Origin of the sequence: Vibrio sp. PBL-C16, from assembly GCF_034321865.1 — a bacterium.
Lineage (GTDB): Bacteria > Pseudomonadota > Gammaproteobacteria > Enterobacterales > Vibrionaceae > Vibrio > Vibrio alginolyticus.
Genome location: NZ_JAXLNY010000002.1, coordinates 3,013,993 through 3,038,806 on the forward strand (window position 1 = coordinate 3,013,993; position 24,814 = coordinate 3,038,806).

Annotated in this window: 21 protein-coding genes and 1 pseudogene; 3 read left to right on the top strand and 19 right to left on the bottom strand. The window is 41.8% G+C overall.

The genetic code is table 11. The features are described from left to right. Positions 1-2: 2 nt before the first annotated feature. The 16 genes and pseudogenes from UQW94_RS22105 to ftnA all read right to left on the bottom strand — a co-directional run bounded on the left by UQW94_RS22105 (position 3) and on the right by ftnA (position 17,713). Entirely contained in the window at positions 3-1,067 is a 1,065-nt protein-coding gene (locus UQW94_RS22105) for an RES family NAD+ phosphorylase (protein ID WP_167415580.1), read from the bottom strand. Beyond that, positions 1,068-1,979, bottom strand: a complete 912-nt coding sequence (locus tag UQW94_RS22110; RefSeq protein WP_258495830.1) for a sce7725 family protein — start codon at positions 1,977-1,979, stop codon at positions 1,068-1,070. After that, the gene (locus UQW94_RS22115) at positions 1,940-2,824 is read right to left on the bottom strand and encodes a sce7726 family protein (RefSeq protein WP_167415578.1); all 885 of its coding nucleotides are present in this window, start codon (positions 2,822-2,824) and stop codon (positions 1,940-1,942) included. Before UQW94_RS22115 ends, UQW94_RS22110 begins: the two co-directional genes overlap by 40 nt. Before the next feature lie 451 nt (positions 2,825-3,275). Beyond that, positions 3,276-4,793 (bottom strand): ATP-binding protein, encoded by a 1,518-nt coding sequence (locus UQW94_RS22120; protein ID WP_167415577.1) that lies wholly within the window; start codon positions 4,791-4,793, stop codon positions 3,276-3,278. A gap of 493 nt (positions 4,794-5,286) precedes the next feature. Beyond that, a complete protein-coding gene (locus UQW94_RS22125) occupies positions 5,287-5,499 on the bottom strand; it encodes a hypothetical protein (protein ID WP_322142562.1) in 213 nt (70 codons plus the stop codon). Between the two features lie 142 nt (positions 5,500-5,641). After that, complete coding sequence (locus tag UQW94_RS22130; protein ID WP_167415575.1) at positions 5,642-5,872, bottom strand: hypothetical protein; 231 nt, start codon at positions 5,870-5,872, stop codon at positions 5,642-5,644. Between the two features lie 675 nt (positions 5,873-6,547). Continuing rightward, positions 6,548-6,799, bottom strand: a complete 252-nt coding sequence (locus UQW94_RS22135; protein WP_167415573.1) for a hypothetical protein — start codon at positions 6,797-6,799, stop codon at positions 6,548-6,550. A gap of 1,026 nt (positions 6,800-7,825) precedes the next feature. Beyond that, a complete protein-coding gene (locus UQW94_RS22145) occupies positions 7,826-9,016 on the bottom strand; it encodes an NAD(P)/FAD-dependent oxidoreductase (protein WP_167415572.1) in 1,191 nt (396 codons plus the stop codon). Between the two features lie 139 nt (positions 9,017-9,155). Continuing rightward, a complete protein-coding gene (locus UQW94_RS22150; protein WP_167415571.1) occupies positions 9,156-10,655 on the bottom strand; it encodes a tyrosine-type recombinase/integrase in 1,500 nt (499 codons plus the stop codon). Continuing rightward, entirely contained in the window at positions 10,645-11,157 is a 513-nt protein-coding gene (locus tag UQW94_RS22155) for a hypothetical protein (protein ID WP_233072677.1), read from the bottom strand. The genes UQW94_RS22150 and UQW94_RS22155 overlap by 11 nt, the downstream gene beginning before the upstream one ends. Further along, positions 11,144-12,403, bottom strand: a complete 1,260-nt coding sequence (locus UQW94_RS22160) for a hypothetical protein (protein ID WP_322142563.1) — start codon at positions 12,401-12,403, stop codon at positions 11,144-11,146. The genes UQW94_RS22155 and UQW94_RS22160 overlap by 14 nt, the downstream gene beginning before the upstream one ends. A 31-nt stretch (positions 12,404-12,434) precedes the next feature. Further along, the gene (locus UQW94_RS22165; RefSeq protein WP_322142564.1) at positions 12,435-13,343 is read right to left on the bottom strand and encodes a hypothetical protein; all 909 of its coding nucleotides are present in this window, start codon (positions 13,341-13,343) and stop codon (positions 12,435-12,437) included. Further along, on the bottom strand, positions 13,340-15,445 hold the full coding sequence (locus UQW94_RS22170) for a hypothetical protein (RefSeq protein WP_322142565.1): 2,106 nt from the start codon (positions 15,443-15,445) through the stop codon (positions 13,340-13,342). The genes UQW94_RS22165 and UQW94_RS22170 overlap by 4 nt, the downstream gene beginning before the upstream one ends. Before the next feature lie 129 nt (positions 15,446-15,574). After that, a pseudogene (locus UQW94_RS22175) lies at positions 15,575-16,591 on the bottom strand (NAD(P)/FAD-dependent oxidoreductase); the annotation flags it as partial. Positions 16,592-16,770: 179 nt separating this feature from the next. Then, positions 16,771-17,094 carry a universal stress protein UspB gene (uspB, locus tag UQW94_RS22180; RefSeq protein WP_005379169.1) on the bottom strand — a complete coding sequence of 108 codons (324 nt, stop codon included), beginning with the start codon at positions 17,092-17,094 and terminating at the stop codon, positions 16,771-16,773. A 91-nt stretch (positions 17,095-17,185) separates the two neighbouring features. Next, positions 17,186-17,713, bottom strand: a complete 528-nt coding sequence (gene ftnA, locus UQW94_RS22185; protein WP_005379167.1) for a non-heme ferritin — start codon at positions 17,711-17,713, stop codon at positions 17,186-17,188. A 282-nt stretch (positions 17,714-17,995) separates the two neighbouring features. On the opposite strand from ftnA, the gene uspA reads away from it, so the two are divergent. Together uspA and UQW94_RS22195 are read left to right on the top strand one after the other, a co-directional pair. Beyond that, positions 17,996-18,421, top strand: a complete 426-nt coding sequence (uspA, locus tag UQW94_RS22190; RefSeq protein WP_005379165.1) for a universal stress protein UspA — start codon at positions 17,996-17,998, stop codon at positions 18,419-18,421. Positions 18,422-18,485: 64 nt separating this feature from the next. Then, positions 18,486-19,364, top strand: a complete 879-nt coding sequence (locus tag UQW94_RS22195) for a carboxylate/amino acid/amine transporter (RefSeq protein WP_025768287.1) — start codon at positions 18,486-18,488, stop codon at positions 19,362-19,364. 68 nt (positions 19,365-19,432) lie between these two features. Here UQW94_RS22195 and UQW94_RS22200 read toward each other — a convergent pair whose 3' ends face one another. The 3 genes from UQW94_RS22200 to UQW94_RS22210 all read right to left on the bottom strand — a co-directional run bounded on the left by UQW94_RS22200 (position 19,433) and on the right by UQW94_RS22210 (position 24,186). Beyond that, entirely contained in the window at positions 19,433-20,005 is a 573-nt protein-coding gene (locus UQW94_RS22200; protein ID WP_318070437.1) for a hypothetical protein, read from the bottom strand. 186 nt (positions 20,006-20,191) lie between these two features. Then, entirely contained in the window at positions 20,192-20,971 is a 780-nt protein-coding gene (locus UQW94_RS22205) for a class I SAM-dependent methyltransferase (RefSeq protein WP_213904116.1), read from the bottom strand. An 89-nt stretch (positions 20,972-21,060) separates the two neighbouring features. Next, on the bottom strand, positions 21,061-24,186 hold the full coding sequence (locus tag UQW94_RS22210; RefSeq protein ID WP_322142566.1) for an EAL domain-containing protein: 3,126 nt from the start codon (positions 24,184-24,186) through the stop codon (positions 21,061-21,063). Between the two features lie 113 nt (positions 24,187-24,299). On the opposite strand from UQW94_RS22210, the gene asnC reads away from it, so the two are divergent. Continuing rightward, complete coding sequence (gene asnC / locus UQW94_RS22215) at positions 24,300-24,764, top strand: transcriptional regulator AsnC (RefSeq protein WP_005389595.1); 465 nt, start codon at positions 24,300-24,302, stop codon at positions 24,762-24,764. The last annotated feature ends 50 nt before the right edge of the window (positions 24,765-24,814 follow it).

Consider the following 24,814-nt stretch of genomic DNA (forward strand, 5'->3'; position numbering starts at 1 on the left):
AATTAAACCTGTTCCACCTCTACGGAAACCGAAGTAACCGTATGTGCAGTGGGCTCTTCGATTATTACTGTATTATCCGAAAATAGTACAACGTTTTGTCCTGAACCATAAGAGCTATTGAAGACAATACCATCATACGACTGGGTTCCTTGGTATGAGCTGATCGTCCTAAGGTACTCACAAATAAACTGTGTTGGAAGGTAATCCAATTGTGATTTTTCTGGGAGTACCGGTTTTGATAGTTCTTCAGAAAACTGTTGTAAAAGGTTTAAACACTTCAGTGTCAGTTCAATTTCTTCTTCTTCAAATTTCAAAAGGGCGACTTTCTGTTTTGGGGCAGTCAAATCTACTAGCTTCAAATCCTTTGCAGCTATAACTTTCGATACGTAGATCTTTGCGCCATTGTTTGGCCTTACTTCTTGACAACAAGTATCGAAGTCTTCCGCAACATACAGGTATGGAATGCCGACAGGATTAGCCCTACCTGCAGAAGCTATTTCGGGTGGGGGACTTCCCATTTCATGAGCTCCCAGAGCACTCTCAGAAACTCTTGCTCTATAAAAGATAGAACCGTTGTCTCGGGGACGACTCAAAGCGTCAACCGTTCGAAGAAAAACAGCAGCTTCTTTTGTTATTGCTTCTTCATTGTTGATCTCGTTGATGAAAATTTTTCCGTACAGAGAGTTATTCGGAAAAAAACGATTTTCTCTAATTAAGTGATTTTTAAAAGCAATCCACGCATCTTGATACTCGACAATTCCTTCATTAAGAGAAAACTTTTTTTCGTTAAATGCATCTCCCATTATTTGCGAAAATAGCTCATAAGGGCGCCGAACAGTTTCTGATACTATTTTCAATTCATCAACATAGACGTTTTGAATTTCGTCTCCAAGAGCATCTTCAACTATGCAACCAAGCACTAGTTCAAAAAGACCTGTCAACTTATCAGGAGCAACACACAGAACCTCATCTGAATCGCAAAAAGAGCAACGTGTAATATTACCCTCCCTTTGTATTAGCTCGATGATGGCTCTATCTGTAAAACAATTTAAGCAACACTGGGCCATTTATTCACCCTGTAGATAGTTGCATACTGTTTCAATGTGATGTTCCATCGAAAGTTTTTTAACCTGACCTAGCCCAGGAAAGTGTCCGCTACTATGTAGCTTTCGGAACTCATCTAGTGCACTTGATTGATAAAAAATGCTTGGCTCTTCATCTGCTTCAGTTATGAATTTAGCTAATGCCTCTGCAAACTTCCCAGCAGGGTCAGTTGGTGTTCCATCATCTGTAGACGAATAATGGCGGATAAACATTTCATCAAACATTTCTTCATTAACATACGATGCGTGGATAGTTACCACATAGGCAGGACCACCAGATTCACTATACTCACTTCCTATTATTGTATAATCACCAAAGCCAATAACGTTTTTCTGAGATGAATATGTTGCATGCAGGTGTGAAAATGAGGATTCTTTAAAGTAGTCCGCATTTCTTTTCTGTTTGCGAAAAAAATCACCAAGAAGGACTACATTGTTGAGCTTATTTATGGCGAGCGGTGGAAGGTCATGGTCAACCACGACCAAATCCGCACCTTGAGCGAGCGCTATACCCTCTTGATCAACCCCTTCCGTAATGCGTATTGCGAAAGGCTGTTGTAACCGACTTATACTTTCACGTGCCGAAATTGATTCTCCCCCTCGTAATACTATGCAAGGTAAGTAGTTAAGTTCGTTACTTTCCAACTCGTTCAGTAAAGACTCATGATCATGATAAAATTCACCGACCTGAGGGTTTATGACAATAAGTGGGGAGAAGTCTTTCTCGTTGAGGTGTTTAACAGTTCTTACAAGGGGGGATAAATTGCGCCTTACTGGCTCGATTATTGGTCTAAAATAATCTGTTGAAAGGAATTCAGATAGCTCTCTAACAGCTGTCAGTTCAAACTGCTTTCCTCTAAGGTATGGGAAATACATCTACTCTCCTTACAAGTCCCGAATATGCTCTTTAGCGCCTCAATTTGGTGACTGGAAAACTGATAGCTAATCGCTGCATTGCTCAAGGAGCTGGGTAATGCATTTAAAAAGTCGCTATCATTAAAACGTTTTTCCTTTAGAACTTCAATGAAACTTGTTGCAATTAGCTCTGAATCTACTGTTTTGAGAGCTGACTTGCAAAAGCTAACTAGTTTACTATTTGGAACGGAGGGTATTTCTCCTGTATTTCGTTTAACTAGCTCTAAATACTCTTCCTTTCGTAGAGATTTTATTAATAAATCAATGTCTATTGGATTAACTCTAGGTGTTGCAGCTCGCTTTTCACTAAAATAGTTCTGTTGAGTGAGTTCCAGAACACCAACCCTCTCATCTGCGGTGTTTAGAACACTTTCGAGGTTTTTTGCAGAACACACAACATAGACTTCGTCAAACAGCTTGAGGTAATCATTCAATTGCTCTTCTAAGCGGTTTAGCGTGTCGTATTCTGATTTAATTTCATAACATGTAGATTTACCATTAAGAATGACACAATCAGCTTTGCTCTTACCAACTCGGAATTCAGATAGCATTGTTGCAGTTTTTAAGGAATGACGGCCCAGTAACCGTCTACGAGCTAGGGTGTTCTTAAAGTAGTATTCTGAACGATACTCTTGGCTTAACCGTTTATAGGTATTCTCATAGATATCATACACAGCGTTTTTGCTAACTTCTTGATTCAAAAATTCTTTAGCCACTTTTTCCGTATAGGAATAATCACCGTCAGCTAAAGCTGCCAGTTTATTGCTATTGAATAATTTTGATGCTTCTCTCGCTGTGATTGCCATAGTTTCTAATTAGAGCTCGTAAAAAGATGCGCAACTATACCCTTTATATATAATGATAAACAATAGCTCACATGACACAGTTTAAGTATCGATGAATACTCAATATTCCGCACACTTAACACAAAAGTTTTGTATAAAGAGTGAGTTATCCAGCTTTCACCTTTCTCAGCTAATAAACTAACCAACACGAAATGGGGCATTTCTGTGTTACAAGTCTCGTCAGAACACCTCTGGACATGGAGGTTTCAAAACAGATAGACCTGAGTCAAAGCGGGGCGGGGGCAGAAACAGCTTAAATAGAATAGGTGTCCTAAGCCATGTTGTTCGGATACGCTGAATTTGGAGGAAACGGAGAACGTAGTTTCCTAAATCAATGAACTAATCATCCGTACAGCGAACAGTTCATCAGAATCTGCGCATGAATATGGATGATGGGCACTATCACGTTACCCTAAGGATTGCCGAAAAACCTTGCCCAAAAGCCTGCTTTTTTCTTTGGAGTTGAGTCTCGATTCGATGTTTGTGGGGGCGGCGATGAAGTATGGGTTTCAGGTAATCGGGCTCTTGTGTGCTCGTCAGCTATAGTAAGTAGTGCTTTCGATGCAACCATCCCGAGGAGTGAGGTCAGCTCTTGTTCGAAACCGATTGTGACATCGACCTCTCCGCTTCGAGCATGAGCTATTTCGTGAAGCAGGGTCGACGCATAGCTCTCGACAGAAGCGAGTTCGTCGCGCTTGATGATAATTTCCTTACCTGTCCAAAGCCCCCTAGCTTCCGAGAAGCCCCCCGTCTCGGGGCGCATCGTTTCAGAGATCTTCACCGACTGAACCCTCGAAGGAAGTCCACCGACTAGATCTGCGAGCTTTCCGGTCTTGCCAAACACCACTCTTTCGGCCTGTGAAAGCTTTTCTAGTGGGACAAATTTGAACTCGAAACAATCGTTCCACCCAGAAATGAAATTGCCTAAATCCTGTATTACGTTTCCTTCAGTATCAACCTGTCCCGACAGCTTTTCCTTGACGTTACTCGGGATTGTGATTATTTGCCGCCCATTTGCCCGAGCTTCCTCGACGAAACGCGGAGCATTCATAATCTCCTCATCCGTCAGGAACAGGACGTTTCCCGACGCATTGGTGATCTTCGATGCATGAACGGAGACATCCGTCCATTTCATTTCGTCGTGGAGTAAGCCACTCCCAAAATTACCGAGGTCATTGACGAGAATTTTAGCAACTGCTTCCGAAGAGGAAGCGAGCAGAATGGACTTAACTCGGTCGGAGTAGGCGGTTCTCCCGACATTCGTTCGTTCGCGATTGAGAGCCTTCTTGATAGCAGCCGTCAGCGAAGTGATGTTGTAGGAGAACAGAAAATTTTCTTCTTCGGCGACGCGGATACCGTTAATGTAAATGAAAGAGACCCTGCCCACTTTCCGCAAGACTTCTCCATATTGGTTTTTCTCTAGGCATTCTTCACCGGAAAAACGCAGGAATAGACGCTTCGCCTTCTCGATATCATCTGTAGAACAGCCTTTCAAGATGAATTCTGTTCCGACGAATGCAGGGTCGGACGGTTCGGAGATACAGGCATGTAGCGTGATGACATCAGAGAAATCATGTTTTTCAGAACGGTCGAAGGAGACATCGCAGAACTTAGAGCGGATACGGGTCTCGATGCCCAAGCGATCGAATGTGGCTAGAGCATCCTTCAAGCCCACACCGAATTTTCCGATGAGTCCGGGATGTTCGAGCTTTTCTTGATTCTCGTTCATCGTGAAGTGCTCGTGTCTAAGGCCACGGCCAAAGTCCCTTATGCACCAATGACCTCGGTCATCACGTGAAATAATAATGTCCTCTGTGTCAGTCAATATCTGCTCGTCGAGAGCATTTGCAATGATTTCCCGAACTGCATGGAATACATCCCAGTTTTCAAGCATTCGATCTATATTTAGGTCAAACTTCTTAGTTACCATATTCGTTCCGCTTCGATTCTGCCTGATACCCACGCTGTTTTAACTGTCTAAAAATAGTTGGATAAAATTTTGTGAGGTACGAATGCCCACTTCCCCTTTAAAGTGGTGTAATGCTGACTTTTTGGAGGCTAGCACAATCGAACATACGCAACTGATGCTCATGTCAAACAAATGGCATAATTTAGAATTTATGGGGTATTGATGGGATTACTTTTAGTAGGGCAAACACATGGAGTTTCTGTAGCATAGGGTACTGACTCTAAACGATTTTGGAGCATTTTTGATTCAGACGGATTTGTGCAGCAGGCTGTTGAACAATTTGGCCAGATGGAAGTTATTGCAACAGTCCAACTGCCGAGAATTCGGTAGTTGATTGATAAGCAAAGTACATATTTTGCACACTAGTTAGTGCTACGAGAGCAATCTACACCAAAGTTTTCATCTGGAAGGTCTTGCTCATCATCGAACATTACAATGCTTCGACGATGCTCCTTTAGAGCAGATAGCGCAACTTGAAAACAACTTTCACACATATCAAGGTGGTGAGTAATGCCGTCCATTTTTGACCCGCCCCCCCCCAGTTGGCAGTCAGTTCACCAACCTCTTCTAACTGAACACCATTTGAATCGACCATCACGCTAACACCACAAATATCACAATGTCGATCAACAACGACCTCTATCGTTTTTTGTCCATAAACTTTCATTGTGAACTCCTGTCGCTGATAAGACTAATCATTACTTGGAGTTAGCCAGTACCAAATAACGACTAAGTAATAGCTGAAAATTATAGCTGTCCTAAAGGCAACTGAACAACAATTACCAAAGTCACTGAATAAACATCGTGACTCAACGAAGTAGCCGCTTATGTAGCCACGTTAAACGTACTAGCGAAACTAAGCCATATGACAGAGCATCAGGGAACAGGCTCAATTGACGCTGGCACACAATGGGGCAGATATGAGTTGTTGCAGAATCTGCAATCACTGAGCTTTCTCGTTGCTCAGGCAAATATTGCAAAAACTGCAACAGTTCAACTAACGAGGAATACTCGATCGTTACTTGATAATCAATGTGCATATTTTGCACAGAAATAATTGTATCGAATTGAACTTTGGCCTAGTTGCAAAGCAGACCACCGAGGACATACAGTTAATCTAGGTGCTTTCCCTCTATTGGAGATAAAACACTCGACGCTGAGCACAGAACTTGTTCCCTCTTCTATTTGGATAACAAACCTTCTGTAGCTGTTTACAAAGCCATAGGTATTGCCTGTGGCTTTGTCGTATCTGGAACTAAAAAACTTTCAAGCTGAACTAGCAAAAAATCGAATTGTCGAACCTAAACTTAAGTGATGTAGATGAGCTTTGACAAAAAATGGTACATCACGGACTTTAAACTAACGAAGACGCATCCTATTGAACCTGTTTAGGTGAGTGTAGACACGTAACAATGTCAAGGCTATATTTACTTATCATCGTCATCGGATCAAATATGCGGCTCGCCATCTAAGATATACGACATGACACAACAAACTAAAAGAATTCGCTTCTCCAGCCAACAGCGTCGTGAAGCAGTTACTCTCTTGATGAGTGGAGTTATTGTGATTGAGGATCGTACTCGCAATACCAAGAAAGTCCACCGTGATGCTATACAACAGATGTGCGTGGCATTTACTAAGGCCGTTCACGCTGAATAGTAACCACTAGTAATTCTTTCACAGCCTTCAAAGGTGTTTTGTTATCCAGCCAAAAGCTAGCGCTGTTGTTGCGTTAGCTTTCTCTCTAGAAATTGAATGAAAATGTCATCTTCTATGTAAAAGAGATCATAACCAACATGCTGAATACCCTCTTGCGAGATTTCCGTGATTTGACCTTTACCACCGTTCTCGAGTGAAAACTCTCGTTGAAGGTTATACATCAACTGATTGAACCGAAGGTCAGCATTGTTGCTCCAAAGCTCCTTCAAAAGTGAAAGCGTAGTTTCTATTCGTTTAGGGTCACGCATTGGGGTGCTCCTTGTGGTATAACGCCAAAATACATATTTGAATCAATTTTTATGGTGTTAATTATCAGCGCCAGGGGGCAGCACGTCTAGCGTACATACATCTTAATGGAGGAGCTGCCCAAAGTATTACTATTTAAAACCAACACCAAAATTTAACTCTAGTTTTGGTATTTCACACTTTTCTGGTCACGTATTTGAGCTCAAATACCAAAAGTAACGTTGAATTTAGTATAGATACCAAAAATATGCATAAATTTTGGTATCGCATGTAGAAAATGCAGGAAGCAATATCCCTTCAACCAATTTGTATCAATTTTGTGCAGGAATCTGTTAGCACCTAAAGCGTTGGAGGCGCTTTAGTCTAGAGGACACACCTCATAGAGAAAAAGACACTATAAACCTGATTGATAGGAACGATATCTTTACTTAGTTATTACTTGTTCTTTTCCACAAATAAAAGCAAACTCATCACGCAAGTTGCATCACGCAACCTGCGCGATAAGTTTTTTAGCTTGGAGAAGGAATCAAGACAAGGTTTGCCATTAATGCGCCGCACACTCTTGGACAAATGTGAGCTTGCCACATCAGTTAGCTCGAAGGTGGACATAAACTAGCTATATATTGTTGCAACTTTTATCTGTGACCAAAAACCACTTAAGCCACCTGTAATTTAAAAATTTTTTCGATAAAAGCAGTTCCTCTCAGCATATACGTCTGCTGGCCATACTTAACGTAAGAGTCTGACCTATATGCCACTCTCCTACTCTCAGAAAGAGCTGAGGATACGTGTTGATATTTATGAAAGTTCGGCGAGTGCGCGAATGAATCAATATGAGAAGGGAAGGCACACCCCTGATATAAGCACATTAAGAAAAATGCAGATGAACTTAATGTGCCGTTAAACTATTTTTTGTGAGGATACCAGCACAGCTGGTTTGTTTGATTGCAAAAATGAGTAAGGCTGATAAGCAAAACCTTATCAACCTGATACATACTAACCTTCTAGACTTTGAAGAGAAATAGGCTCTATACGTTTTGCCCTGCGACCCAACCAGAAGACCAAGCCCATTGGAAGTTAAAACCTCCAAGATGGCCTGTTACATCAACACATTCTCCAACAAAATAAAGCCCAGAAACATTCTTAGCTTCCATTGTTTTAGAAGATAAATAATCCGTATCGACCCCTCCAGTGGTTGCTTCAGCTGTCCTATAACCTTCGGTACCATTTGGTTTTATTTCCCAAGAGTGAAGAGCAGCACTTATACTCTCCATATCCCGTCTGCTCAACTGACGAAGTGGTTTGTTTTCAAACACACTCAGCTCGATAAAGTACTCGACTAAGCGTCTAGGTAACACTTTGGACAGCGTTGTTTTAATCTCTTGAGCAGGATTATTTATTACTGCTTGCTCAAGCAAGTCAAGGATATTCAAGCTAGGCAACCAGTCAACTTTAACTATATCACCTTGATTCCAATATGAAGATATTTGTAAAACTGACGGACCGGAAATACCTCGGTGAGTGAACAATAGAGCTTCTAAAAATTCGTGGTTATTACAACTAATACGCACTGGTAGGGCTGTTCCAGTTAACTCTGTTAAACCCTTTTCTCGGCCATCAAGAGTAAATGGAACCAAGGCCGGTTGTGGGGCTATTACTCCCAAACCAAACTGCTCTGCGACTTTCCACCCAAAAGGAGTCGCGCCTAAACGTGGCATTGAAAGTCCACCTGTTGCAACAACTAAAGACTTACACTTAAAGATTCCGTTGGTGGTCTCAACTACAAAATAATTATCTACTATACGCTCAATTTTAGTAACTTCGCACTGATACTTGTAACTAACATTACCGGTTTCATCACACTCATCAATTAACATTTTTACGATATCTTTCGAATCATGCTCATTAACACAGAATAACTGACCGTGGTCGCGTTCTTCAAACTCAATCCCATGCTTGTAGATCATCGAAATGAAGTCCCAATTAGTATATTGAGCCAATGCTGATTTAACAAAGTGAGGGTTTTGGCTTAGATAGTTTTTGGCAGTCACATCATAATTAGTAAAGTTACAACGCCCACCGCCGGCAATAAGAATTTTTCGACCTGGACGTTTACCATGGTCAAGAACAAGGACAGAGCGCCCACGTTGTCCTGCGCTAGAGGCACACATTAAACCAGCAGCGCCTGCACCAATCACAATAACATCATGCTGTACCATAGACTTTTTTGCACACTCACAGTAAATTCAAGATAGATTTAAAAGAAGGATTCTACCGTGTTTGTTAGAGAGTTACTCTCTTAATCAAATTTATTTATCTTGTCTAGATACGAAGATGTTTTGGTTGATAACGCTCTTACTAATTTTTATCAACCAAAAGGTTAGCTTCTCGTTCAATCGCCTCCAGCGTACACAATGTTGATTCTAAAACACCCTCATTCAACTTTAGTTGTTTAATCTGCTTTCTCATGTCACTCACTAGCTTGGTAATGGCATTGAAACGACTATGTAAATTTTTCACTTCATAAGCATATTCAAAAACATCAAGCTCTTCCCATGCCAAATCAATGTATTCATTCAAGCTTTTAGGATCTTTGTGATCCGTGAAAGTGGCTACTTTTTTAAGAATTGTTTCATAATCTTTGTCATTAAAATTATGTAGGTTTTTTAAGGGATTCTTGTCCATAAAAGAAATTAGGTGTAGCTTAACCATATTGGTAGCAAAGCGATGCCTAAACATGCTTTGACAGTTTTTTACCTCAATATTTGCACGCTGACTTAACCTTTTAAAGTCCATATAAGCTGCTGATTGTTTTACCGACTTACCAGTATCTGGGGCCAAATAGATGATATCATCTACCTCAGATTCATTAGATATCAGATCGTACTTCAACAGTCTATTTATGAGATTTTCACGATGGACAGACATAAATAAATCAAGTCTCATCGCAACACTACGTTCTATGGGAATTATACGAAATCGTGCCTCTTCACGTTTGTATGTAGGAATTTCGAGCCTTGCACTTTCAATGTGTTCTACATTTGAACTATAGGGAATACGAACCAGTTCTTTTGGCCTTAGCCCTGTAGCTTCAAGCAACTCAAGTTGAATGCGCCTTCTGTGATACATATAGTTGAGGTGTTCCTTTTGATCCTCCTTATCAAACAGCTGGGACAAACGACTATTGAGTTGCATTTCCTCTCGAGTGTCATTCAATGTATCCCATAACCTCTTAATAACCGAAGCTGCAATTGGTGCTTTGGGCTTATTTGCAGATGTAGGCAAACTCGTAGGGAACACTTCTGACGGCCCAAAGTTCCGCCCATTTCTACCTCTTTTTTGAACGACTTTAAGCTTAATTTGGTATCTTTTTTTAGGCGCATCGACGCCAATCAGATATTGAGCAGGGCAATGTTCTGTTTGAAACCACTTTAGAAAGGCGACACACTTAGGAAGGATAATGCGTGTGATTGTGTCATTATTTCGAGCACGGGTTAACCCATCAAACTTTTTCTCAGCGACCAATTCGCTAATCAATTCATCGATATGCGAGGTTGTTAATTCCCAAAACTCAACATTGTGCTGGTAACAGTAACGAGCGAGATGAGATAGTGAAGATGCATATGTACCAACTGTTCCTCCATCTTCTTTGGTGATGGTTACTTCTCTTTCCGAAACTAAATACGCAAGATACATTTCAATAGGAAAGCAAGTTGTACCATCTGGCCAATGAAACAAGTAAACACCTTTAGATATATCTTTATTCGTTAAAACTTCACCGGTGTTCCCATCAAAGCGAAGTACAGAAGGAAACTCAACATCAGGGATAAAAGTGTATAGTTGCTTTTTACTCTTCATTATCAACCTTTATCTTCAAGCCAAAATAATCTGCATATAGCTTTTTATGTTTGCTGTATTCGAGTTGATTACCGTTCGAATTAGCTATCAAATCAAGAGTCAGTCGATTAAGATCGTTATAAGCTCTAACCAAAACCGCTTGATTACGGCGTAGGTTGTCTATCTGTTGCTTAGCTTCCTCTAGTGGCGTCAGGTTTGATCCTTCATTACTTGATTCTAGAGGCATATTTTTATGTCTCCGATTGATCTCCTTTCTAAGGTTGTCAACTACATCATAGCCATCGAGGTTTCCCTCACCTTGAATATGGCCTTTACAATATTTCTTGAAGGAGTTCAGAGCCATTCCTTCAATTCCTTTTGTCCTGCGCTTAAGTTTTGCAAGGTTTTCTTGCCTATCACATTTAGAAATCAGCCAGGAATAATTATCAGCGTTGTCATAGAGAGCCTTTTTCATTTCACTGTACAAGTTAATGACAGACTGAGCTTTTTTATTTACCATCATTGCTCTCCCCATCTTTTTTGACAACTCTAAAAGCAACTTTTGCTTTTTCAATCAACCCATTGCGCTCACTAACGCTATAAAAAACAATAGAAAAGTCACCTTTTTTCAAACGGACCTTTATATAAGCTGCAAGTTCATCTTCTGGAATTGAAGTATAGTCTTTAACCCTAAAATGCTTACAAGCAAGTTGGTATAACTCCTCAGTATTTTGCATTTCAAGCAAAGAACTTTTTTCATGAAAATACGCTATTTGTTGACGAGCGTAATCAGCTTCTATCTCTGTCATTTCTGAGCCTGGATTGTTTGACTCGATGTAAGCAAGGACATGTGCAGGATCGGCATGACCAGCGATCCACCGACACGCATCGATTGATGAATGCTTAAAAGACCAAAAGAAAGTTAGAAGGAATGTTTTACGCATCTCATGGATGTTGATATACCAACGTCGACCATACTCATCGACTGTTGTTTGATGGAAGTCGCAAAATCGCTCTAATGTTCCGATAATAGCGTCAGAATCAAGAATGCTTCCCTGTCTATTATTTGAACCTGTATTTAGCTGATAAAGCAGATAATTAGCTTCATGCTGACTTGGTTCATTAGCAAATTTTTGAGTAATTTGATTGATTTTTTGTAATGTTTGAATTGCTCTTGCTGTAATTTTGGGAATAGGTTTGGCTGTCTCAGGTAGTTCTTCATTAGTGCCTGACTTCATGAGGTCATGAACCATCCAGTATCCATCCCCTCCCTTATAGAATAAGCAGTTATATGGCAGACGAACTATCTCTTCCATCCTCATTGGTTTTAGTCCTGCGATTAAAACAAAGCAAGATGCCTTCAATATTTCCAACAAACAAACAAAAGATAATCCAGACTTCTCACCAAGTGCTTTATTCTTCGAGAATCCCTTAAATTCTTCATCTAAACGAGAAAAACTTACCACATTAAAATTTTTTTTAATTTCATCAGGTAAAATAGATTTCAATACATCGACTTTCTTATATTTACAATTATTACCTCTATCCAAATGTCCTCTAATTTCAAGCTCAGCTAGTAGCTTTTCATAAAAACTAACTATGCTCTCTGCATGATTTAAAATCATATCAATAGATTTATTTAAAGTAAGCAAGCTCGTTTCTAAAGGTATCCAAGGTGTGTGACTGGTGGGAGATGCTTTTCGAGAAATATAAGAAGAAATTTCCCCAAGTCTTATTGTGTCTGGGTTGGGCAAAAATTCTCTAAACATTTCCCAGTATTGAAAACCTTTCTTAAAAAGCTTAACAATCGGTTCTGCGCCTGCATCTGTATATACCTTTTTTTTTTATATCTCTAATTAATGGTGTTCTATGGGATGGAAAATCAGTGTATTGATTGACTGGTAATAACACCTGATTATTCTGCTCAAGCAACTCTGGCTCAAACTGCCGAAAGAACCAAGTTCCAGAGTGCCCATAAGCATCTTGCTTAGAAAGAGCATTATTTTTGTATGCTTCCTTTCTATCGATTACTTTTATTCCTTGGATATTTTCCTTATATAACCCATTAGTTTTAAAAAACAAGATAGCTTTTTCTACTGTGCTAGAGTCCAGACTTAAAGGATCAGTATGACTATCCAAGTTAATTCCGATTTCAGCCATAAAGCGATGACCAAAACGAAGTGCACCAAATGAGCCTCCGCTTATAACTTCCTTACAAAACTGCTTTATATCTGACTGTGATAACTTAGAAAGACCGTATTTATTGGGCTCAAACCTTTCCTTGTGAAGATAGAGCCAGTTTACAAATGTTAATATTTTTGATCCCACATCCTGGATAGACTTTGATGCCATAGTATCTTGATTTATAGGGTCATCAACTATTAAAAAGAACCATTTTTGTAACTGGTGCAAGAACGATTGGTTAACTTCATCTGTAAGAAAGGTTCTATCTGGTAACTGCCTAGCCCAGTTAACGCTGACGGTATAGCTGTATTTTTCACAGCTCTGTTGGTTTTTTACTTTATTCTTTTTTCCTGTTTTTGGTGTTCGAATTATCCACTTTTTAGCATGAACATCCGAAAGCAACCACCTAGCCTTGTAATCAGTCTCAATAAAGCTATCTATAGCATCAAACGCCGAAAGAAAATCTATAATTTCATCGCTTGAATGTGCCCGATTTAAATCTATAAGAGAATTAAAAGGCTTCATAACACTTCCCCTTTTGATATAAAAAGATCACCCCAGTTTGTTCTGCTAAGTAACAATCTAGCTTGCTTAGTAGCTCTTTTATGCATTTCAGCTATACTTGACTCTTTATTCGCAGGAAGCGAATTTATGAGGTGATTTGCAAGTGTAATAAAAGCAAGTGGTGATAACTGCGTAGCATCATCTACCTTCAGCAAGTCTTTTGAACTTACAGAACTATTTAGTGCTGCGAGTCGATATAAGTAAAGTGCTGTCAATGTATTTTCAGAAAGTGGAACATCTAAACTTCCTTTCACCTCATCATCTATGCTTTCCACAGACAGTTTACGCAGATGCTCAACAAGAGGGCTTTTATTATCTTCATCTTCAAGGATCGTCATAAGGAAGCGATGGATTTCTTGCCAAGAATTAAAATCTACAGCTTCAAGGCAGTATTTCTCCTCAAATGTAGCTGCGAGAATAAACAAGTTCTGAAATCGCCGAACTAATCTTGTATTGTATTGGGCTATTAAAGGCGCTGGGATGTAGTGCTCAAGTGCGACTTTCTTAGTGTTTCCCAAAACTCGAGACGCTGACGTTATCGAACCAGTTCTAAACCATTCTAAGACACCTTCAGTTGCACGAATTTTAGAGTGAGTTAGCGCACCGGGGCCTAACCCTACATCAAGTAAGGAAGTAAAATGGCTTGATAGGTGAATTCGTCTATGCCCTCGTTTAGTTGAGCGTGCATCTTCAACTCCTGTTATGATTTTACTAACCTTGCAAGAGTTAGGATTTACTAGCCCTTTTATCTTTTGGGAGTAAGCCAAAAACAGAAAGTTATGTTGTTTCTTGTTTTTTATCAGATGTTGATGCTTCTCACGAATTTCATGCAAAAACTCAAATATATCTATGCTAACGTCATCAAGATGTTCTTTTTTCATATCTGATGCACGTGATTTTTCAATAGAAAAAGATACTCCTAAATCATCAAGTTCCAGTAAAGGTTGTCCATCTGTATGTTTTACCTTAGCTTGCAGCAGTGATATGTAGGTAAACTTGGGATTAAGCATCATCAATAACGCTATCAAGCAACCAATGTCTGCGTTGCGCAGGTAACCGAAGCACCAATCAAATCGGTGAGATAGGCTTATATTATCGGTAGATTCAAAACCTAACTCAGGTAAACACACAACATCATCACTTGTGATTGCGGAATCAGATATCTTGTTGGGTAACTTCACTTTGGGAAGATCATGTATATTGAGAATGCCATTACATTCAGAACCAACTACATACATAAACAGCATTGAGCCAAATAATGACGTTGGATTGGCTATATTTCTTCTACGCGGAGGTTTTGGTTTACCATTTTTACCTAGATCATTCTTGTCATAAAAGTAATCATACCGATCACCATTTTTATAGCGTTCCAACAATATAGGGTGTTTCTTAGGAAAGTCTTCCATCAAAGATTGAGCAAAGTCATAATGTGTTTTGATAGCCTTCCAATATTTCATCAAACTATCATGCAATACATCCCGTGTTCTCTTTAAATCAAATTCGAACTCATCAAGATATTCAGCATCATTTCTAGACAATGAGACTGGTACTAGGACATTGTTAATAGTGTGCTCAACTTCAACCGCTTGTTTTTCACCTATCAAAGTATCATTCAAGCTACTGTTTTTAGTTACTTCACCAGTTTTTTTCATTTTTGGAATGATGATATTTGGAGGTATAACATCACGCTCCTTAATGAAAATTAAAAAAGGTCTAAGGTTCTTATTCCACTCATCTACACGCGTTGATAGTGCTTTATTAGCATTAGATACAAGGGTAATTGAATATGCAGTCTTGACTAATTCACGCCATCCCTTTGTATCGGTAGGTAAATGATCTATGCATAAATATTCAAGTGCTGCATATAATGTACTGTTCATACGCTTAAGCCAAGACTCTAAAGTCTTAGACCTTTTGCCTTCACAGTAGAGAATAAATAAATCAGACAGCACGTCCCTGTCTTGAAGGTTAAGATGATACTTTGAAAGGGAAGCAAATCGACCTACCCCTTGATCACAAGTGTAGTTAAAGCCAGGTTTGCCATTTTTAACATGATATTTCACAATCACACCTTATTGTCATTAATTCAATCAAAACCAACAAAATAAAAGTGTTGGAATAAGCATATAAACCAACAGCTAAAGTGTAGTATTGACTAACTTTTTGACAACTTAGTGTGTTAGGAATGTCCCGGTTCGGTAGCCTTCAGTGCCATTCGGGGCGATATCCCAATGCTCTAGACGCTCCACAATCGCCGCAAGCTCCTTTTGATTGAACTGTTTTAGCGGTTTATCGACTAGCTCTTTACGTTCAATTAAGACTTCAACCAGACGCTTAGGCAGCACTTTGGCAAGCGTATTCTTGAGTGACTGATTTGGATGCTTCTCACGACTGCGTTCTAATAACTCAGCAACATCATCGTTTGGCACAAGATTGATCAACACCTTTTGTCCGGCCCGCCAGAATGAAGAAATCTGTAACACTGCTGGACCAGATAACCCACGATGTGTGAACAACAGGGCTTCTTTGAACATGGTGCCATCTTCAGCCGTAATTTCCGCAGGTACCGCGATACCAGATAACTCAGCAAAGTCTTCTTTGTCTTCTTTATGCAGAGTAAATGGTACAAGCCCTGCCGTAGTTGGGATAACTCGAAGACCAAATTGTTCCGCGACTTTATAACCAAATGGTGTCGCTCCCAGTTTTGGCATCGACAAGCCACCTGTTGCGATAACTAAAGACTCACATTCGACAACCTCAGTACCAGCATGCAAACGAAAGCCTTCATCAATTTTTTCAATCGAATGAACATCGCATTGGTAACGCTGCTCGATGTTCGGCATGTCACACTCAGCTAACAACATCTTCACGATATCTTTGGCCGTAAATGCATCGACACAAAACAACTGGCCGTGATCACGCTCTTCGAACTCAATGCCATGTTTACACACCATCGAGATGAAATCCCAGTTAGTGTATTGGGAGAGCGCCGACTTAACAAAGTGCGGGTTTTGACACAAATAGTGATTAGCTGAAACGTCGTAGTTAGTGAAGTTACAACGACCACCGCCCGAGATAAGGATTTTACGTCCTGGCTTTTTAGCATGATCGAGCACCAAAACACGGCGGCCTCGCTTGCCTGCTTCTGCAGCACACATTAAACCTGCTGCGCCTGCGCCAATTACAACAACATCAAATTTCTTACTCATCGGTAGCTCTTAGACTGATTGGTATCGAATCAAAATAAAAAAGGATGTGCACATTGCACATCCTTGCTTTCTAGGCGCGACATTCTACCGACAAATACCGAAAGGGAAAAGCGCTTAAACTCTAAGCGCTCTGTATGTCCGCAAAATCTCAGACAGAACAACTTCTGGATTATTGACTCTTAGAGAATGAAGGCCGCAAGTAGCGTCACGCCGAGCAACGCGGTCGATAGAACAAACAATTCACGCACTCTTTCACACTTACCAGTAAAAATTTCATCGTGGTGATGATGATATTCTTTACTTTTAATGTAGTGATACAACCTCACCTGCTTGGTGACGTTTCCATGAGTGGTAAAAAAACCATTACCATCAACTTGCTGATATAGCAGCGGATGCGCTTCACGCATGATATAAATTAGAGAACGAAGAGCGGTGAGATACCGGACCATATTAACTCCAGTTACCACCATTAGCGCAAATAAGATTGTGTCTCCACTGATCATCTTTTCCTCCCTACATCTTCAACAATGCTCAAGAGAAAAAGACGATCAACACTTCGTCTTTACCCGCTACTTACAACGTCCCAAAACGCGTTTACGCAGCTGGAGCATCCATGATTGAAGATGAACCTTCTTTCGCCATTTGTGCTAGATCTTTGTCGATGAAGAACAACGCTTTACCGTCTTCACCTACCAGTTCGATCTTATCTAAAATCCCTTTAAACAACTTCTCTTCTTCGTGCTGTTCTGACACGTACCACTGTAGGAAGTTAAACGTTGAGTAGTCTTGGCTAGTAAATGCAACGTGCGCCAGTTTGTTGATTTTTTCCGTGATCATTTGCTCATGTTCAAATGTCTCGCGGAAAACGTCACCTAGGCTCGCAAAGTCATGCTTTGGCGCATCAATAGCGCCTAAGATTGGCATTGAGCCAGTTTCACTCACGTAAGTGAATAGGCGTTGCATGTGCTCCATTTCTTCTACGGCGTGAGCGCGTAAAAATTCAGCCGCACCTTCAAAACCTTTGTCTTCACACCAAGCACTCATTTGTAAGTATAGATTGGATGAGAAAAATTCTAGGTTAATTTGCTCATTCAATTGTTCGACCATAGTTTGAGACAGCATGTTAACTCCTATTATTGTGCATGCAATATACCCAAGTAACCTCGAAATAAGTGACGCTGCGAGAATAGCTTGGTCTGGCAGACACGGCGAAGTTTCACTTCAACTCTAGTCAGTAACACTACGCTTATTTCAGCATATCAAAGTCACTTGGGTATAACGCCACTATAACATGATTACTGAGACAAGACTTTGTACCTACGGCACCGATATGAGATCACTTCAGCAAATTTTTTTTGGGGTTGGTGCTAATCTAAAACTATGACCTTACAAGGAGATAGCAATATGAGTTACAAACACATACTTGTGGCAGTCGACCTTTCAGACGACAGTAAAGTGTTGATTAAGAAAGCCGTATCACTGGCTAAACCTCTGGATGCGAAAGTCTCTTTTATTCACATCGACGTGAACTACGCAGAACTCTACACCGGGCTTATCGATATCAATATGGCAGAAGCGCAACATCAAGCAATGGAAGCATCGCGCACACAATTGGCAAACTTCGCAGAATATGCGCAATACCCAATTGCCCATACTTTAGTCGGTAGTGGCGATTTGAGTAATGAGCTGTGCGATACCATTCAAGACTACAGTATCGATTTGGTGGTTTGTGGTCATCACCAAGATTTCTGGAGCAAGATTCTATCTTCGACTCGACAGCTTATTAACTGCTCACCAGTCGATATGCTGGTCGTACCGCTAAAAGACTGATTGGCGCAACGATAAAACTTGGTTAGACTGCGGGCACATTTGTTGTTGATAAAGATTCTCATCCATGGCTTATCTATCCGCAGTTACCCTACTTTGGGCATTCTCATTTAGCCTGATCGGCGTTTACCTCGCCGGTCAGGTTGATTCTTGGTTCTCGGTGTTCATGCGCGTGGCACTGGCGAGTTTGGTTTTCATTCCCTTTTTGAAATTCCGTGGCGTTAGCAAATCCCTAATCGCGAAACTGATGACTGTCGGTGGCTTCCAGCTCGGTTTGATGTATTGCTTCTACTACCAATCTTTTTTGCTCCTTTCCGTGCCAGAAGTATTGCTGTTCACCGTATTCACACCCATTTACGTCACGCTAATCTATGACTTCTTGAAAGGTCGCTTTTCACCTTGGTACTTAGTTACCGCAGCAATAGCCGTATTTGGTGCCGCCTGGATTAAATTTGCAGGCATTAATGAAGATTTCCTACTGGGCTTTTTGGTCGTACAAGGAGCAAACCTCTGCTTTGCCATCGGTCAGGTGGGCTACAAATATATCATGGAGAGTGAACCCGTCGATTTGCCACAACACACCGTGTTTGGCTACTTCTACTTAGGTGCACTTTGTGTAGCAACCGTGGCTTTCGCGCTCATGGGTAACCTCGACAAACTACCAACCACTACAACGCAATGGGGCATTCTGACATACCTTGGGTTGATTGCTTCTGGTTTTGGTTACTTTGCTTGGAACAAAGGCGCGACTATGGTGAACGCAGGGGCACTGGCAGTAATGAACAATGCATTGGTTCCGGCGGGCTTGATTGTAAACATTGTGATTTGGAACCGCGATGTTGATGTCATGCGACTCGCCATTGGCGGTGCGATCATCATGCTATCCCTATGGATTAACGAAACCTGGGTGAAAAAGCGTGTAGAGATGAGTTACGCCAATAAGTAACGCAGCTAATCCTATAAACATTTCGACAATAAAAAACGCTCTCCGACTGGAGAGCGTTTTTTGTTTGATTAATGCACTTTGGCTTGTGAGATTGCGTTCATCAAAGCATTAGGTGGCGTTGGCAGCAACACTTCTAGTTTCGCATTGCGCGCTTCAAGCTTGCGCTGACGCTTAAGTAACTTTTGTTGTTTTTTCGCCACTTTTAGCAACTTCTTTTGCTGCTTATAGTGCTTTTTCAGTGTTTTTTTCGCTTTCTTGAGCGATTTTTTATCCGCTAAATCAAACCATACTGGTGCGTCGGGTCTTACTGGCTCCGGAGATTTTTCGGCTTGTTTTTTCTCTTTCACGCGCTCAACAACACGCTTCACAATCGCGGCTTTTTCGTTGCTTTGTTTAGTGGTCACTGGAATCGCTTGTGATGGCAGAGCTTCAACCAATAAGCCACATGCTTGTTGCTCACTCAATGGCTTGTCTTGGCATTTTTGTGGAGGAATTGCGGCTGGCTTACAAAGGGTATCTTTGGCCGATGAAGAGCGTGCGCAAGAACGACAAACGAATTTTGGTGCGACAACTAAACGATGGATATCACCAAGTTCTGCCGCGATCTGTTTGCGACTCATTTTACATAAACGTTTAGCCATTCTACTACTCCAGCTTCCCAGTTATCGACCGCATCACAACAAGTGAAATAATAATAATTCTTAGTTAGATATACAGTCAGGGAAGGGAATTAGCAAGAGAAAACTATCAATAGAGACGAGGAAAGAGAGGCTGAGTCACAGCACGATACACCATACTGTGACAAGAAAAGTTGAGCCGTCAGGAAGTTATGCCATCGATGCTTTAACATAGACATCGAAGCGATTTTTTTTCGTTTCAATCGCCATGGTCGGTTTTTTCTCGTTCAGCCAGTTAGCATAGTCTGGGCGTTTAACTACTACACGCTTTGTGGCTAACGCCATGGCTGGTTCTAGCAGACCATCGGCGTCCAAATCGGCGCCAACCAACGATTGGAAAACGCGCATTTCTTTTTTCACGAGCGCCGACTTCTTTTTATTTTCTGGGTGCGGATACATCGGGTCAAGATACACCACATCTGGCTGGACAAAGTCTTTATCTTGCGCCAATTGTTCCAGCGCATCATGGCTAGAAGCATGGATTAACGACATGCGCTCAGATACCCAGGTGCCAATTTCTGAGTCTTGTTTCGCTCGATCCAAGCCATCATCTAACAAAGCCGCTACGACTGGATGACGCTCGACCATCTGCACTTTACAACCTAGCGAGGCGAGCACAAACGCATCACGACCAAGACCTGCCGTGCCGTCTAACACGGTTGGCGTTGCCCCTTTGTTCAACCCCGCCGCTTTCGCAATTGCCTGACCTTTACCACCACCGAACTTGCGACGATGACCGACCGCACCACCAATCAAATCCACAAAGATTGCACCCAGCTTTGGCTCATCCACTTTACGTAGCTCCAGACGCTCGGTGGTTAGCACCAAAGCAAAATCGCTATCGTCAGTATGAGAAAGCCGCCAACGCGCAGCGAGTTCATCAAGATGAGATTGTTGAGACAGGTTTTCACAGATCAATTGCAGTTGCAAAAGGAGGCTCCAATAAAAATCGAGGTAACTGGCGCTGAGTGTATACCTAAGTTACCTATTAATGCTAGGTTGAGCTTGCTACGCAGAGGTTATACAACCGTCAGTTGCTCCACTAGCTCAGAAAGCGGCTTAGGATGACCAATACCGTAGCCTTGGCCGTAGTCCACACCGAGGTCTATCAAATGCTGCATGACCTGGTCATTTTCGACAAACTCCGCCACCGTCACTTTGCCTAGTTGCTTCGCCAAGTCATTGATTGAACGAACCATCACGCGGTCCATTTCATTTACGTTGATATCTTGCACGAAAAGGCCATCAATTTTCACGATATCGACAGGAAGTTTCTTTAAGTAACCAAATGAAGACAATCCAGATCCGAAATCATCCAATGCAATCATGCAACCCAAAGACTTTAGCTTGGTAAACAGCTCAATGGCTTGATCCAGATTACTCATCGCTGCTGTCTCGGTGATTTCTAAGCAGATTTTTTCACACGGCAGAGTCGAACTTTCCAATCGGTCCAATAAGAAGTCAATAAACTCTTGATTCCCCATAGATTGGCCTGAAAGGTTTATCGAACAGCGACCAAGCTGTTCAACCACCTCAGGACGCTGTTCAAACCACTCTAGCGTTTGAGTAATAACCTGCTTATCAATCCAATGGGCAATGTTGTAGCGCTCGGAAGCAGGGATAAACAGCGCAGGAGAAACATAATCACCGTACCCATTGCGAATACGCACCAAAATCTCAAAATACATTTGAGTCTCGTGCTTTTGTAAGCTTTTTATCGGTTGAGCAAACAGTTCTAAACGTTGATTCGACAATGCCTCATGCACCAAATTGACGCTCTGCATTTCCATCTGACGACGCTGCAACTCTTCGTTATCTAAGCTGAATAGATTATAGCGGTTACGGCCTTGCTCTTTAGCGGCGTGACAAGCAGAGTCTGCTTGAGCGTGCACCATTTGTGGCGTATCAGCGGTATGATCGATGATACGGATACCAATTGAGCAACTGATGAACAGGCGTGTGTCTTCCCAAATAAAGAGGTGTTCGCTTAGTGTCGAGATGATCAGTTTGGCAATATTGATGGCGCCATATTCGTCACAGTCTTTGAGTAACACCGCAAACTCATCGCCTCCCATTCGAGCCAAGATGGAATTGTACGGCAGAACGCCTTCCAGCATACTTGCGCAGAATTGAATCGCCGCATCACCTGCATCATGCCCAACCGTATCATTGAGGACTTTTAGTTGATCTAAGTCGAGGTACAACATGGCGTGGACTCGACGATGGCTGTCCACTTCGCACAGTGCGGTCTTAAGCTCTAGTTCAAAGTGGTTTCTGTTGTAAGTCCCCGTCAGTAAGTCATAGCGAGCTTGGTATTCCAATTTCTCGGAAAGCAGTTTGGTTTCGGTAATATCTTCGCCCACAATCAGCAGTTGCTCAGATTCACTCAGCGGACGAATATTCTCGCGCACCCAAACACGATGACCATTTGCATGACGATACTCGACTTCACGTCGCCAAACACCATGCACTTGCTGGTTGGGTTGCAATAACACTTGGCGAGGGAACAGCACTTTGTCATCAAAATAGAACTCCCTCAGGCGATGTCCGAGCATGTCCATCGGTTTGTAGCCAAGAAGTAGTTGAGCAAATCGATTCACTTCTTGAATTCGGTTATTACTATCAAGCGTCACCATCATCACGGGCTGCTGCTCGTAATAGTTGCGTAGGGTTGACTCACGTTGGTAGAGCTTGTCCTCCATCAATTTACGACTGGTAATATCGCGCGCTTCAAACAAGTATTGCTTATGATTCCCTACTTGCTGAGAAAAAGGCTTGAGCGAAACTTCTAACACCAATGCGCCGTGTTCTTTACTCCAAATTTCAGCTTCAAACGTCGACACTTGATGGTGAGGCGCGTGGAAATACTCCTCAAGCAACGCTTGTGCTTTTTCACTCCAGTTGGGGTGAAACCAAAGTGGTCGGTCTAAACGCAGTCCTTGGTGATAAAGTAAGGATTGAAGGTGATCGTTGCCCGATTTAAGCACACCGTTGGCATCCAAAATGCCCATATACTGCATGCTCTGATCGAAAATCGACTCTAGAATAGCCTGGCTTTCTCGCGCAGCGCTCTCACTGCGACGCATCCGCTGTAAATAATAACCCATCAGCAAAATGACCACCGACATCACCACAAACAGACTACCAAACAGGCGAATTTCCTTGGCAAAACGTTCAGAAAGCTTCATTGGCTTATTAAAAAATACCGCAGAAACCTCTTGTTCAGCCCCCAATCCCCAACGCGCTACCGCTTGGTAATCGAGCTTTATTTCAGAATCACTTTTTTTCACGGCAGGCAGAGGCTGATCAGGGTTATCCAAAACGAACTCAAGCATCTCTGCGCTCTCAATACCATGCCGATAACCACTTTGAATAACCCCTCCAACTGCGCCATGACCCAAACCAATGTCATGCACCATAAACAGCGGCGCGTTTGAGACTTTGTTGACACCAACCCAGTCACGCTCGCTGCCAACCATACCTTGTTTATCTCGGTAATAGGTCCAGAACAAGACGACTTTATCGGAACTCAGTTTTGCGACTTGTTGTTTTAGATCGATGATGCTGTCTGGGACAAGTTGTACGATTTTGTCTCGATATTGCGGGAACTTGAGGACAAAATTGTCGATTTGATAACGCAACACCTCACCGGTCACCGAGTGGTCACTGACGATGAGAACTTGTGTGTAGTTCGGATGTAAGCGCTCAATAAGAGCGAGATTCGCTTCCAAATCGACATCTTCCATGACTCCGGTTGCATTCAGAGAACGATGTAAAGAAGGATGGTAGTTATTAATGCCGTTAAATATAACTGGGGTGTCTTTGATGATTGGGGCTAAACGCTGCATGAGTTCAAGCGCATTGTTATCGCTCACTAAAATGGCATCGAATCGCTCTTTGCGTAATTTCGTAAGATATAAGGATTTTAGTTGTGCAAAAAACTGCTCACTCTGGTTACGTTTCGAGTCTAGATAGAGCACACGCATGTCCAGCGCTCGATCGCCCAGCTGTTGCTCGATGCCTCGCTGTATGGAGTCCGTCCAGAAAAAACCCTGATGATAGGAGTGCACGACCAACACCTTCGGATCTGAGGCCGTAGCAAACGCGCTCCAACATAGCGCGGCAATAACCAGAAAACGCTGCACATTATCTCCATAGCTCGGAGTTAACCCGCAGTTACTCCTGCCAAACCTTGTGAATCCTATCCGCTATGAGTATAAAAGGGAGGTAAAACTCTATCCCTAACGGAAATCATAGTATGAATGCGAGCCTGCCGAAACTCGACGACCTTGACCGCGCAATATTAAAAACACTGATGGCTGACGCCAGAACGCCCTACGCAGAAATGGCAAAGCAGTTCGATGTCAGCCCTGCCACTATCCATGTGCGTATCGAGAAGATGAAGTCGGCGGACATCATCGAAGGAACGGAGGTGATCATCAATACTAAAAAGCTTGGCTACGATGTGTGCTGCTTTATTGGTATTAACCTCAATGCAGCTCGTGATTACCACTCCGCGTTAGAAAAACTCAACGCGCTCGACGAAGTCGTTGAAGCTTACTACACCACGGGCGCGTATAACATATTCGTCAAATTGATGTGCAAATCGATTGAAGAGCTGCAATTTGTACTGATCGACAAGCTGCAAGCCATTGATGAGGTTCAGTCCACGGAGACATTGATATCGTTGCAGAACCCGATCAACCGAAACGTAAATCCGTAAAATTTTTTATAAAAAATGTACAAAAAAGGCCAACCGTTCGGTTGGCCTTG

Bases quoted from the DNA above. Each gene is read 5' to 3' on its own strand.
- UQW94_RS22200 (WP_318070437.1), bottom strand. From the start codon at position 20,005: ATGGCTAAACGTTTATGTAAAATGAGTCGCAAACAGATCGCGGCAGAA.
- UQW94_RS22120 (WP_167415577.1), bottom strand. From the start codon at position 4,793: ATGGTAACTAAGAAGTTTGACCTAAATATAGATCGAATGCTTGAAAAC.
- UQW94_RS22125 (WP_322142562.1), bottom strand. From the start codon at position 5,499: ATGAAAGTTTATGGACAAAAAACGATAGAGGTCGTTGTTGATCGACAT.
- UQW94_RS22110 (WP_258495830.1), bottom strand. From the start codon at position 1,979: ATGTATTTCCCATACCTTAGAGGAAAGCAGTTTGAACTGACAGCTGTT.
- UQW94_RS22150 (WP_167415571.1), bottom strand. From the start codon at position 10,655: ATGAAGAGTAAAAAGCAACTATACACTTTTATCCCTGATGTTGAGTTT.
- UQW94_RS22105 (WP_167415580.1), bottom strand. From the start codon at position 1,067: ATGGCCCAGTGTTGCTTAAATTGTTTTACAGATAGAGCCATCATCGAG.
- UQW94_RS22160 (WP_322142563.1), bottom strand. From the start codon at position 12,403: ATGTTTAGAGAATTTTTGCCCAACCCAGACACAATAAGACTTGGGGAA.
- UQW94_RS22195 (WP_025768287.1), top strand. From the start codon at position 18,486: ATGGCTTATCTATCCGCAGTTACCCTACTTTGGGCATTCTCATTTAGC.
- uspA (WP_005379165.1), top strand. From the start codon at position 17,996: ATGAGTTACAAACACATACTTGTGGCAGTCGACCTTTCAGACGACAGT.
- UQW94_RS22165 (WP_322142564.1), bottom strand. From the start codon at position 13,343: ATGAAGCCTTTTAATTCTCTTATAGATTTAAATCGGGCACATTCAAGC.
- uspB (WP_005379169.1), bottom strand. From the start codon at position 17,094: ATGATCAGTGGAGACACAATCTTATTTGCGCTAATGGTGGTAACTGGA.
- ftnA (WP_005379167.1), bottom strand. From the start codon at position 17,713: ATGCTGTCTCAAACTATGGTCGAACAATTGAATGAGCAAATTAACCTA.
- UQW94_RS22155 (WP_233072677.1), bottom strand. From the start codon at position 11,157: ATGATGGTAAATAAAAAAGCTCAGTCTGTCATTAACTTGTACAGTGAA.
- UQW94_RS22145 (WP_167415572.1), bottom strand. From the start codon at position 9,016: ATGGTACAGCATGATGTTATTGTGATTGGTGCAGGCGCTGCTGGTTTA.
- UQW94_RS22130 (WP_167415575.1), bottom strand. From the start codon at position 5,872: ATGCACATTGATTATCAAGTAACGATCGAGTATTCCTCGTTAGTTGAA.
- UQW94_RS22115 (WP_167415578.1), bottom strand. From the start codon at position 2,824: ATGGCAATCACAGCGAGAGAAGCATCAAAATTATTCAATAGCAATAAA.
- asnC (WP_005389595.1), top strand. From the start codon at position 24,300: ATGAATGCGAGCCTGCCGAAACTCGACGACCTTGACCGCGCAATATTA.
- UQW94_RS22135 (WP_167415573.1), bottom strand. From the start codon at position 6,799: ATGCGTGACCCTAAACGAATAGAAACTACGCTTTCACTTTTGAAGGAG.